The organism is Zoogloea sp. (assembly GCF_044344315.1).
Taxonomy (GTDB): Bacteria; Pseudomonadota; Gammaproteobacteria; order Burkholderiales; family Rhodocyclaceae; genus Zoogloea.
Window position 1 is genome coordinate 1 of the sequence record NZ_JBIJDC010000140.1, and the last position, 11,531, is coordinate 11,531.

Sequence of the window (11,531 nt, forward strand, 5' to 3'; positions counted from 1 at the left end):
CCTTGACACCTTCGTGTTCGTTCTTGAGGGCAACGAACAGGTCACGGATCTCGGGAAGCACTTGCAGACGCTCGTTTTCGACCAGAACACGGACATAGTTCTGCTGTTCAGCAGACAGTCCGGTTCCGGCGACATCGAGGAAAAGCCCGGCCAGTTGTGCAGGCTGGAGCTTGGGATCGCTGATGCAATCCCCCATTTGCGGATCGGCGGCGATGGACGCCAGCCGACCTAGTGCTTCCGACCAAGGCCCCAGCGCATTGCCCGCAGAAGCGAGCTGAAATGCCGCTTCAGCATAGGGGCGTGCGATGGTGACATTCTCGGCCATGGCTTATTGAAGTTCCTGTTTCAGGTTGGCCAGCAGGTCGGCGTGGGCCTGAGCATTGATTTCCTTGCGGAGAATCTTCTCGGCACCGGCGACAGCCAATTGGGCGACCTGATCGCGCAGGGCTTCCTTGGCGCGTTGGGCAGCGACGCCAGCTTCGGCTTCGGCGGCTTCACGGGCCTGGGCAATGATGCGGGCGGCTTCGGCGCGAGCTTCATCGATGAACACTGCAGCCTGCTTTTCAGCAGAGGCACGAACGTCCGTAGCGGACTCACGGGCCTTACGCAGTTCTTCAACGACTTTTTTCTCGGCATGAGCGAGATCGCTCTTCGCCTTGTCCGCAGCCGCGAGCCCGTCGGCGATCTTCTTCGCGCGCTCATCGAGTGCCTTCACAATGGGGGGCCACACGAATTTCATCGTGACCCACGCCAGAATGAAGAACACAACGAGCTGGGCTACCAGGGTTGCGTTCAGATTCACGGTAGTCTTCCTTTAGTCAGGTTGGACCGCGAAACTCAGATCTTGAACGGGTTGGCGAACGCGAACATCATGGCGATACCGACGCCGATCAGGAATGCAGCGTCGATCAGACCAGCCAGCAGGAACATCTTGGTCTGCAGGGCGTTCATGAGTTCGGGCTGACGGGCGGATGCTTCCAGGTACTTGCTACCCATGATGCCGATACCGATACAGGCGCCGATAGCACCCAGACCGATGATCAGACCGGCGGCCAGAGCAACAAAACCGAGAACGTGTTCCATGACTACTCCTTTAGTTGAGATGATTTAAATTGAAACCGAAACGACTGCTTAAACCTTGAAACTTCTTAGTGGCTTTCGTGGGCCTGTCCGATATACACCAGGGTCAGCATCATGAAGATGAAGGCCTGCAGAGCGACGATCAGGATATGGAAGACCGCCCAGATGGAACCGGCAACGATGTGACCGAGGAAACCGAACACGGTGGCAGTACCGCCCATCAGCGCGATCAGCATGAACACCAGCTCGCCAGCATACATGTTGCCGAACAGTCGCATGCCGTGGGACACAGTCTTGGCCAGGAACTCGATCATCTGCATCAGGAAGTTGATCGGGTACAGCAGCGGATGAGAGCCGAAGGGGGCGGTGAAGAGTTCATGAATCCAGCCACCGAAGCCCTTGATTTTGATGTTGTAGTAAAGGCAGATCAGCAGAACGCCGATGGACATGCCAAGAGTGCCGTTCAGGTCGGCGGTGGGCACCACACGCAGGTAGTGCAGACCGAACATTTCCCCGATTCGCGGCAGCAGATCAACCGGCAGGAAGTCCATGGAGTTCATCAGGAAGATCCAGAAGAACACGGTCAGCGCCACCGGAGCAACAAACTTGCGGGATTCGGCACTATGCACGATGCCCTTGGCCTGGTCAGCAACCATCTCGACGAGGATCTCGACGGCGGCCTGGAACCGCCCGGGAACGCCGGAGGTTGCCTTGCTGGCAGCCTTGATCAGGAGCATCAGCGTAACGATACCCAGGCTGATCGAGAAGAAGAGGGTGTCCAGGTTCCACACGCTCCAGTCGATGATCGCAGTTTGCGCATGACCGGTGGAGTTCAGGTGGGTGAGGTGGTGGACAATGTATTCGCCCGCGGTAGGGGCGTGTGCTTCGGTGCCAGTGCTCATGGTCAGGTCTTCACCAAAAATGCAAATAAATTCGCCTTCAGCGCCACGACCAACCCTATAAACAACGCCAACCAGTGGACGTCTGGATACACGAGTCGAACGGTCGCCAACAATCCTACGGTTGACGCGATCTTGAAGAACTCGCCAACAAAAAACTCAAGCGGGTACGACGCAGCCGGACGCTTGGAAACCAAGCTGAGGCGCAGGGCGAACAACAAATTGGGAAGAACACAGGCTGCGCCTCCCAACGCCGCCGACAACGCACCGCGCGTCCCTGAAATCAATCCCGCAGCCAATGCCACCAGGATCGTCGCGCCTATCTGCAGGAATACCGCTTTTAACATTGGCTCTCTGCGTGGCACGTCGGGTAATGCGCCGTCCGCCGTACGAAAAACGTGTGGATGGTAGGGGTTAACCGCATCAAAGTCAATCGCCGCGGCGCTGCAGCATTATTGGACAGGTCATCCGTATGAGCGCAATCCCGAAGGGCAATGCTTGACAGATACCGGAAACATATCGATCATTATCGACATGAAAACCGACTACTCCCGGGCCATCCCCGAAGCATGGCGAGACATTTCGGCAGTGTTCGCCGCCCTCGGCGACGAGCACCGACAGCGCATCCTGCTCACCTTCGAGGCGGGAGAGAGACTCAATGTCGGCCAGATCGCCGAGGTGTCCACCCTTGCCAGGTCCACCGTCTCCCATCACCTCAAGGTGTTGCGTGAATCCGGTGTCCTCATTTCCGAGAGGGAAGGCAAGGAGATCTATTTCAAGGTGAACAAGGCTTTCCTGCAGGAGGCCTTCAGCAAGGTCTCCGCTTATCTCGACACTTACCTCTGACGTTTTTCGGACCCTTCCATGCGATTGCTCATCAAGGCGCTGCTGCGCGCGCTCAGTTCCCTGCTGTTCCGGGTCCGGGTGAATGGTCACCCGCCCGCCAGCACCGGCCGGCTGCTCATCGTCGCCAATCATGAATCCTTCCTGGATGGACTGCTGCTCGGGCTCTTTCTGCCCCTTGATCCGGTTTTCGTCGTACATACCGGGGTAGTGCGCAATCCTGCCTTCCGGCTCCTGCTCTCATTGGTGGATTACCTGGCCGTGGATCCGACCAGCCCGATGGCCATGAAGAAGGTGATTCGTCTGCTGGAAGATGGCAGGCCGGTGGTGATCTTTCCGGAAGGGCGCATCACCACCACAGGCAGCCTGATGAAAACTTACGACGGTCCAGCCTTCGTGGCTGCCAAGACCGGTGCGACCATTCTCCCGGTGCGGATCGACGGCGCGGCCCGCACCTACTTTTCACGACTTGCGGCCCACGTTCCACGCCGGCTCTTTCCGCGGATCAGCCTGTCAATCCTGCCCACCACCCATATCCCCATGCCGGTTGCGCCCACCGCCCGCGATCGGCGGCGCCGGGCGGGCGAGGCCATGCGGCGCCTGATGCAGGAGATGATCTTCGCCACCCGGCCGGACCAGACCCTCTTCACCACCCTGCTCGATGCAGCCGACATCCAGGGGCACAGCCATTCCCTGGTGGAGGATCTTAAGCAGATCGAGTACAGCTACCGCGATCTGATCAAGATGGCCCTGGCCCTCGGACGACTGGTTGCCCGGGAAAGCGAGCACGGCGAGAAGGTCGGACTGCTGCTGCCCAATCTGGCACCGACGCTGGGACTGATCTTCGGGCTTTCGGCCCATGGGCGTACAGCGGCCATGCTCAATTACACGGCCGGGGTGGAGGGCATGCAGGCGGCGATCACCGCGGCCCGGATCCACTGCATCGTCACCTCCCGGGCCTTTGTCGAGCAGGCCAAGCTGGGTGACAAGCTCCCCGCCCTGCAGGGCGTCCGTCTGATCTATCTTGAAGATCTGCGCGCCACGATGCGTTTCACCGATACCCTCTGGCTGCTGCTGTGGGCACTGCCCTTTCCGCGGCTTGCCGTTCCGGCCGGCTCGCCGGAGGACGCGGCGGTCGTGCTGTTTACGTCGGGCTCAGAGGGAAAGCCGAAAGGAGTCGTGTTGTCCCACCGGGCGCTGCTGGCCAATGTGGCGCAGATCCGCGCCGTGGTGGACTTTTCCATTGATGACAAGATCCTCAACGCCCTTCCCCTGTTCCACTCCTTTGGCCTGACGGCCGGTGGCCTGCTGCCGGTGCTGTCCGGCGCACGGGTCTTTCTTTACCCCTCGCCCCTTCACTACCGGGTGATTCCCGAGCTGGCCTACGACCGCAACTGTACGGTGCTGCTTGGCACCAGTACCTTTCTCGGCAACTACGCCAAGTTCGCTCACCCCTACGATTTCTATCGCCTGCGCTACGTGATCGCCGGCGCCGAGAAGCTCGCCACGCCCGTGCGCGATCTGTGGTTCGAGAAATTCGGCATCCGCATCTTCGAAGGGTATGGCGCCACCGAAACCGCCCCCGTGCTTGCAGTGAATACCCCCATGGCCTTCCGAAGCGGAACGGTCGGTCAGTTCCTTCCGGGCATCCAGTACCAGCTGGTAACTGTGCCCGGAATTACCTCGGGCGGCATGTTGCATGTTAAGGGTCCCAACCTCATGTCAGGCTACCTGCGCTTCGAGAATCCCGGCGTTCTCCAGCCGCCTGCATCGCCGGCCGGCGACGGATGGTACGAGACCGGCGACGTGGTGGACATCAGCGACGAAGGCTTCGTGAAAATCGTCGGGCGGGTCAAACGCTTTGCCAAGGTGGCTGGTGAGATGGTGTCGCTTGAGGCCGTCGAGAAACTCGCGGCATCCGCATCGCCGGCGGCGGCCCATGCCGCCTCCACCCAACCGGATTCGGCCCGGGGAGAGACCATCCTGCTGTTCTCCACCGACCCGGCGCTGAATCGCGAGCAGCTCCAGGCTGCAGCCCGGAGCGGCGGCTGGCCCGAGATTGCCGTACCTCGCCGGATCATCACTGTCGATGCCCTTCCGCTGCTGGGTACCGGCAAGATCGACTACGTCACCCTCAAACAGTGGGCCGAAAAGGCCTGAGCCATCCGAAAGGACAGCCATGCGCAACAAAGCCCTCATCGCCATTCTTCTCGCATCTTCCCTGTTGGCCGGCTGTGCCATGTGGTGGGAACGGGGTAACCACGCCCAGCGCGGCATGGTGGTTGACTACCTCTACCCGAAAAACCAGCAACCCGAACTCAAGCCAACCGTGCCGGAACTGAGCCTCCCCCTGCGGGTCGGCATCGCCTTTGTCCCTGGCGACCGTTATGCAGATCTGCCGGAGGTGGAGCGTGATCGCCTGCTGCGCCGGGTCAAGGACGCCTTTACCAACCGCCCCTACATCTCCGCCATCGAGGTCATCCCCACGGCCTACTTGCGTCCGAAGGGAGGCTTCGAGAACCTGGAGCAGGCCGCCCGGATGTTCAACGTGGACGTGGTGACCCTGATTTCCTACGATCAGGTCCAGTTCAGCGACAGCAACCGCCTGTCCCTGCTGTACTGGACCATCGTCGGCGCCTATGTGATCAATGGCAGCCAGTACGACGTGAGCACCCTGGTGGATGCCACCGTGTTCGATGTGAAGAGCCGCAACATGCTCTTCCGCGCACCTGGAACAAGTCAGATCAAGGGCAGTTCGGCACTGGTCAAATTGTCCGAAGCCTCCCGAGAAGCGCGAACGGAAGGCTACCAGCAAGCCATCGACGAGATGATTCCACGCCTTGATGCCCAGCTCGAAGCCTTCAGGACCAGGGTAAAGGAGCAGAAGGTAGCAAAAATCGTGCATAAGCCCGAGTACAGGGGGGGTGGCAGCATGGACCTGGCCGCGCTCGGCCTGTTCGGACTCGCCGCAACATTTGCGCTGGCCCGGAGGCTGCGTGCCGGCTGAGCGACTGCTCCTGGCACTGCTGATCAGCCTGTTCGCCCTTGCCAACCTGATGCCGGGTGAGCGCATGCAGTTTGACCGCGGTGCCATCGCAGGTGGCGAAATCTGGCGCCTATGGACCGGGCAGTTGTGCCATTGGTCAAGTCTGCATCTGGTCGGCAACCTCGCAGCCGTCGCCGCACTCACGGTGATCGCCGGAAAGCCCCTGCGGCGCTGGCTTGCACTGTTACCCCTCGCCGCCCCGCTACTCTCCCTGGCCCTGCTGAGCCTGTTGCCCGAACTGCAGACTTACCGCGGACTGTCCGGACTTGTCGCCGTGCTGGTAGTCGGCGTGGCAATCGATGGCGGCGTGATCGGCCGTGTCGCGGCGCTGGCCTGGGGCGCAAAACTGGCATTCGACGCCATTTCCGGAACCCCATCACCGCTCCTGCCTGCGGGCATCGCCACCACCTGGCAGGCCCACCTTGCCGGATTTCTTCTCGGATTGACCGCTTGGGCAGGCTTTCTCCACCTCGACCGGAAAACTGCGTCCCCATCATGAACCGCCGCCGCTTCATCCTTGGCGCCGCGGCAGCGGCAGCGCTGCTCGGTGCGGGTGGTACCGCCCTTGCCCGACGCACCCTGTGGAACCCCTGCCGGGCAAGCCTGCCGCCCGAGATCGCCTCGCATGACGTTGTCCGCGCCGCCTGGCAGGGGCTCAATGCCGATCAGGTGTGGGACTGTCACGCCCACCTGGCCGGTATCGGTGACGGGGGCAGCGGGGTCACCATCACCCCGCGCATGCTCAGCCCCCTGCACCCCACGGAGTACTTCCAGCGGCTCTTCTACCTCAACGCCGGCTGCGCCCACGAGACCCCGGGTCGGGTGGACCAGAGCTACGTGGAGCGCCTGCACAACCTGGCAGACGGCATGCACACCGGCTTCAAGCTGATGCTGCTGGCCTTCGAGCGCACCCATGATGAGCACGGGCAGCCGCGCCCCGAACTCACCGCCTTCCACATTCCCGATGCGTATGCCCGGGATGTGGCCCGGACCCACCCTGCCTACTTCGAATGGGCCTGCTCCATTCATCCCTACCGACCGGATTGCGTCGAGGCCCTGGAAGCCGCGGCCCACGATGGCGCGCGAGCCGTCAAATGGTTGCCGCCGGCGATGGGCATCGATCCGGCCTCCCCTGCCTGCGACCGCTTCTACACCGCCCTGGCGCGCCTCGACATACCACTGATTACCCATGCCGGCGAGGAGAAGGCCGTACATGGCGCCGGCCAGCCGGCCTGGGGCAACCCCCTGCGACTGCGTCGGGCCCTCGATCACGGGGTGCGCGTGGTCATCGCCCACTGCGCCAGCCTCGGTGAAGACCAGGACGAAGACTGGGGCCGCGACGGCCCCCGGGTATCCAGCTTCAGCCTGTTCTCGCGCCTGATGGGTGAACAGCGCTACGCCAGACTGCTGTTTGGCGACATCTCGGCCATCAACCTGCGCAATCGTGATCTGGGCGTCATCCGCCACCTGCTCGAGCGGGAAGACTGGCATCCACGCCTGCTCTTCGGTACCGATTACCCGCTGCCGGGTATCCTGCCCCTGGTGTCGGCGCGCCAGCTGGCCCGCGAGAAGCTCCTCGACCCGGCAGCCGTGCCAGTGCTGGAAACCCTCCGCGAGCACAATCCCCTGCTCTTTGATTTCGTTCTCAAGCGCCACCTGCGCTCGGGACATCGGCACTTCGCCCCCGGCGTTTTCGAAACACGCCATTTCTTTGATCGGAAACCTGCATGAGTGCCCGGCCGGATCACGCCAAGGACGCCCCTCCCTCCCAGTTTCACCTGCTCCGGGAGAGGCGTTTCCGCCCCTTCTTCCTGACCCAGTTTCTCGGCGCCTTCAACGACAACCTGTTCAAGAATGCCCTGGTGGTGCTGCTTACCTTCCAGGCCGCCAGCTGGACGACGATTGCGCCGGCGCTGCTGGCCAACCTGGCCGCCGGCATCTTCATCCTGCCCTTCTTCCTGTTCTCTGCCACAGCCGGCCAGCTTGCCGACAAGTACGACAAGGCCCGCCTGACCCGCCTGGTCAAGGTGCTGGAGATTGGAATCATGGTCGTGGCCCTTGCCGGCTTCCTCGTCCATAGCCTGACAGTGCTGTTCAGTGCCCTGTTCCTGCTCGGTTGCCATTCAACCCTGTTCGGTCCGGTCAAGTACGCCCTGCTCCCCCAGCATCTGCGTGAGGACGAGCTGGTGGGGGGCAATGCGCTGGTGGAGGCCGGCACTTTTGTGGCGATTTTGCTGGGAACCCTGTGCGGCGGCCTGCTTGCCGGTGCCCCGCACGGTGACCTGTGGATTGCCGGCGGGGGCATCCTGGTGGCGTTTGCCGGCTACCTCACCAGCCGCGGCGTACCGCCGGCCCCAGCGCCGGAACCGGGCCTGCGCATCAACCCCAATCCCTTCACCGAAACCTGGCGCAACATCGGTTTCGCCCGGGAAAACCGGCCGGTCTTCCTGGCCATCCTCGGCATCTCCTGGTTCTGGCTCTACGGTGCCCTGTTCCTGGCCCAGTTCCCGGCCTACGCCAAGGGCGTGCTGGGTGGCGGAGAAGGCACGGTCACCCTGCTGCTGGCCACCTTCACAGTAGGTATCGGCCTGGGTTCGCTGCTGTGCGAAAAGCTCTCCGGCGGCCACGTGGAGATCGGCCTGGTGCCCTTCGGCTCCATCGGGCTCACGCTGTTCGGGCTCGACATCGCCCTGGCTTCTCCGGGTACCCTTCCGGCCGACGCACCGCTGGCCATCGCTGAGGTCCTGGCGCAGCCCGGCATGCTGCGGGTGCTGCTGGCCCTGACCCTGCTCGGGGTGTTCGGTGGCTTCTTCATCGTGCCTCTTTACGCCATGATGCAGAGCCGCTCGGCGCCGGGGCATCGGGCGCGGGTGATCGCTGCCAACAACATCCTCAATGCGCTGTTCATGGTGGTTGGGGCCCTGGTTGCCGGTGCACTGCTCGGTACCGGGCTGTCCATGCCCATGCTGTTCGGCGTGGCCGCCATCATGAATGCAGCGGTGGCCTTCTACATCTACCGGCTAGTGCCGGAATTCCTGCTGCGTTTCATCGTCTGGCTGCTGGTCCACACGGTGTACCGCCTGCGTACCCAAGGTCTCGAACACATCCCCGCCGAAGGGCCGGCCGTGATCGTCTGCAACCATGTGAGCTTCGTCGATGCGCTGGTGATCGCTGCAGCTTCACGCCGGCCGATCCGCTTCGTGATGGATCACCGCATCTTTCGCTGGCCGGTGCTGTCCTTCGTCTTCCGTCATAGCCGCGCCATCCCCATCGCCCCGGCCAAGGAAGACCCGGCAATGATGGAGGCTGCATTTGCGGAAGTCTCTGCGGCCCTGGCTGCCGGTGAGCTGATCGGCCTTTTTCCGGAAGGAAAGATCACCGCCGATGGCGAGCTGTGTCCCTTCCGCCCCGGAATCGCCCGCATCCTGGAGGCCAACCCGGTGCCAGTCGTCCCCATGGCCCTGCGCGGGCTGTGGGGCAGCATGTTCTCACGCAAGGATGGCCCGGCCCTGAGCCGACCCCTGCGGCGCGGCCTGTTCAACCGCATCGAGCTGGTGGTGGGGCCCGCCCTTCCGCCAGAGAGCGTCAGCCTGCCGGGCCTGCAGGTGCAGGTGGCAAGCTTGCGGGGTGACTGGAAGTAAGCAGGCGCGGCCGCGCTCAACCCAGGTTCTGCAGGGCAAATTCCCAGTTGATAAGCTTGTCGATCAGCGCGTTGACGTAGTCGGCACGGCGGTTCTGGTAGTCCAGATAGTAGGCGTGCTCCCACACATCGATGGTCAGCAGCGGTTTGAGGCCGGCCGTCTGGGGCAGATCGGCATTGGCGGTCCTGATCACCTTGAGCTTGTCGCCGTCGGCAACCAACCAGGCCCAGCCGCTACCGAACTGGGACGTCGCGGCTGTTGCCAGCTCCTTCTTCAGGGCATCCACACTCCCGAAGGAGGCTTCGATCCGTTTCTTCAACGCCGCCGGGGGTTCGCCACCACCATTCGGCCGCAGGCTGTTCCAGTAGAAAGTATGGTTCCAGATCTGCGCGGCATTGTTGAAGATGGCGGTCTTGTCGGCCTTGCCAGCGGTGGCCGTAACAATCTTCTCGAGGGGCAGGTCGGCCAGATCCAAACCGGCAAGCAGCCGGTTCAGGTTATCCACATAGCCCTTGTGGTGCTTGCCGTAATGGAAGCCGATGGTATTGGCCGAGATTACCGGCGCCAGGGCCGCGTCGGCCCAAGGCAGGGCAGGAAGCAGGATCGGGCTGGCCGCATGGACTGGCCGGGCCAGACCACCCAGGGCGGTGGCGCTCAGGATACCCAGTGATGTACCGAGAAACTGGCGCCGGCTGACGCCCTCCGGGGAAACAAAATGCAGGGGCCGTTGCATGGGGACTCTCCTCTGTCGGGTTCGATTTTTCCGACCTTGAGGTCCAGGGCCGGACCACGCATTATTCGCCACTCCACAAGGCTTTTGTCATTCTTTACTGTAACGCGCGATCACGGAGCCGGATGGATGGTGCGCAAGCTGAGGCTGAGGGTCGTGTCACCAGCGGAAAACCAGATCTGCCCATCCTGAATGGTGCAGGTCAGGTTCATGGAACGCGCCGCCAGCGCCGCCAGGGCTTTGGAGTCTTCCTGGGCAATGGCGAGCACCCGAAGGTTCGACAGCTTACCCAGGGTAGCGACATCCTTCTGCCACCAGATATCCACCACGCGACCACCATAGGTCAGCACGATCACCTCATCGGCTCGCCCGGCAGCCCGTCGCAACAAACGCTCATCGGGCAGACCGACCTCAATCCACTGCAGGATGCGACCTGTATCGTCCTTGCGCCACAAGGCCGGCTCGTCGTCCGTGGAGATGCCACGCCCGAAATCAAGCCGCTCATCCGCATTCAAGGCAAACGCAAGCACCCGGATCATCATGCGCTCATCGGTCTCGGACGGATGACGGGCAAGGGTCAGGTTGTGCTCGGCGAAGTAGCCGCGATCCAGATCGGAGACGGCGAGGGTGGCACGAAAGATGGTGGATTTGAGGGCCATGGCAGGACTCGGACAGTAAAGAAAGCCCCCACGCGTCACCGCCGCGCAGGTCGCTGCCCCAAAGGGGGCGTTTTTTGCGTCTGTAAAAAGAAAAACCGGGCACAAGGCCCGGTTCGCATACTGACTGGCTGGCGCTTACTTGCCGACAGCAGTCTTGGCCTTGTCAGCGGCATCCTTGGCAGCATCGGCGGTAGCGGCAACCGCTTCCTTACCGGCTTCCTTGGCGGCGGAAACGGCGTCCTTGGCTGCATCCTTGGTCGCTTCGACAGCTTCCTTGCCGGCTTCCTTGGTGGCCTCAACGGCTTCCTTGCCAGCTTCCTTCGCGGCGCCGGCAGCTTCCTTGGTGGCTTCGGCGGCCTGCTTGGCAGCCTCCTCAGCCTTCATGGCAGCTTCCTTGGCAGCGTCAACGACGGGTGCGGGAGCCGGAACGGGTGCTTCTTCCTTCTTGGAACAGGCAGCCAGGCCAAGGGCGATGAGGGCGGCAAGGGCGAGGGAACGGGTATTCATGAATGACTCTCCAGCTGGGTGGTTATCAAAAGGGTTGAACCTTGGGTGAAACTCCGTCCGCCTTGGCAGACATGCTGCATACAACGCCGCGGGCCACAAAAGGATGACGACCGCAACAAAAGGCAA

14 protein-coding genes are annotated in these 11,531 nt (G+C 62.4%); 6 read left to right on the forward strand and 8 right to left on the reverse strand.

What is annotated here, in order from left to right; all coding sequences use genetic code 11:
- The 5 genes from atpH to ACIQ09_RS20315 all read right to left on the reverse strand — a co-directional run.
- The coding region (atpH, locus tag ACIQ09_RS20295; RefSeq protein WP_398313923.1) for an ATP synthase F1 subunit delta at window positions 1-325 on the reverse strand (325 nt) is incomplete at its 3' end.
- A 3-nt stretch (window positions 326-328) separates the two neighbouring features.
- Window positions 329-802 carry a F0F1 ATP synthase subunit B gene (locus ACIQ09_RS20300; protein ID WP_398313925.1) on the reverse strand — a complete coding sequence of 158 codons (474 nt, stop codon included), beginning with the start codon at window positions 800-802 and terminating at the stop codon, window positions 329-331.
- Window positions 803-837: 35 nt separating this feature from the next.
- Complete coding sequence (gene atpE, locus ACIQ09_RS20305; protein WP_079434620.1) at window positions 838-1,083, reverse strand: F0F1 ATP synthase subunit C; 246 nt, start codon at window positions 1,081-1,083, stop codon at window positions 838-840.
- 65 nt (window positions 1,084-1,148) lie between these two features.
- On the reverse strand, window positions 1,149-1,982 hold the full coding sequence (gene atpB, locus ACIQ09_RS20310) for a F0F1 ATP synthase subunit A (RefSeq protein WP_398313928.1): 834 nt from the start codon (window positions 1,980-1,982) through the stop codon (window positions 1,149-1,151).
- Window positions 1,983-1,984: 2 nt separating this feature from the next.
- Window positions 1,985-2,326, reverse strand: coding sequence for an ATP synthase subunit I (locus ACIQ09_RS20315; protein ID WP_296407679.1), 342 nt, complete (start codon window positions 2,324-2,326; stop codon window positions 1,985-1,987).
- 187 nt (window positions 2,327-2,513) lie between these two features.
- Here ACIQ09_RS20315 and ACIQ09_RS20320 point away from each other — a divergent pair, with 187 nt between their 5' ends.
- From ACIQ09_RS20320 to ACIQ09_RS20345, 6 genes are read left to right on the forward strand one after another with little or no spacing between them, the layout of a single operon-like run.
- Window positions 2,514-2,825: an ArsR/SmtB family transcription factor gene (locus ACIQ09_RS20320; protein WP_398313930.1), complete on the forward strand. Its 312-nt coding sequence runs from the start codon at window positions 2,514-2,516 to the stop codon at window positions 2,823-2,825.
- 18 nt (window positions 2,826-2,843) lie between these two features.
- Window positions 2,844-4,982 carry a bifunctional acyl-ACP--phospholipid O-acyltransferase/long-chain-fatty-acid--ACP ligase gene (gene aas / locus ACIQ09_RS20325; protein WP_398313932.1) on the forward strand — a complete coding sequence of 713 codons (2,139 nt, stop codon included), beginning with the start codon at window positions 2,844-2,846 and terminating at the stop codon, window positions 4,980-4,982.
- Window positions 4,983-5,001: 19 nt separating this feature from the next.
- On the forward strand, window positions 5,002-5,829 hold the full coding sequence (rhlP, locus tag ACIQ09_RS20330) for a rhombotarget lipoprotein (RefSeq protein ID WP_398313934.1): 828 nt from the start codon (window positions 5,002-5,004) through the stop codon (window positions 5,827-5,829).
- On the forward strand, window positions 5,819-6,367 hold the full coding sequence (gene rrtA, locus ACIQ09_RS20335) for a rhombosortase (RefSeq protein ID WP_398313936.1): 549 nt from the start codon (window positions 5,819-5,821) through the stop codon (window positions 6,365-6,367). The genes rhlP and rrtA overlap by 11 nt, the downstream gene beginning before the upstream one ends.
- Complete coding sequence (locus tag ACIQ09_RS20340) at window positions 6,364-7,599, forward strand: amidohydrolase family protein (RefSeq protein ID WP_398313938.1); 1,236 nt, start codon at window positions 6,364-6,366, stop codon at window positions 7,597-7,599. Before rrtA ends, ACIQ09_RS20340 begins: the two co-directional genes overlap by 4 nt.
- Window positions 7,596-9,509, forward strand: a complete 1,914-nt coding sequence (locus ACIQ09_RS20345) for an MFS transporter (protein WP_398313940.1) — start codon at window positions 7,596-7,598, stop codon at window positions 9,507-9,509. Before ACIQ09_RS20340 ends, ACIQ09_RS20345 begins: the two co-directional genes overlap by 4 nt.
- 16 nt (window positions 9,510-9,525) lie before the next feature.
- On the opposite strand, the gene ACIQ09_RS20350 is transcribed toward ACIQ09_RS20345, so the two are convergent.
- From ACIQ09_RS20350 to ACIQ09_RS20360, 3 genes are all read right to left on the reverse strand, one after another.
- Complete coding sequence (locus ACIQ09_RS20350; protein ID WP_398313942.1) at window positions 9,526-10,242, reverse strand: superoxide dismutase; 717 nt, start codon at window positions 10,240-10,242, stop codon at window positions 9,526-9,528.
- A 110-nt stretch (window positions 10,243-10,352) separates the two neighbouring features.
- Entirely contained in the window at window positions 10,353-10,898 is a 546-nt protein-coding gene (locus tag ACIQ09_RS20355; protein ID WP_398313944.1) for a YaeQ family protein, read from the reverse strand.
- 135 nt (window positions 10,899-11,033) lie between these two features.
- The gene (locus ACIQ09_RS20360) at window positions 11,034-11,405 is read right to left on the reverse strand and encodes a hypothetical protein (RefSeq protein WP_398313946.1); all 372 of its coding nucleotides are present in this window, start codon (window positions 11,403-11,405) and stop codon (window positions 11,034-11,036) included.
- Window positions 11,406-11,531 lie beyond the last annotated feature (126 nt).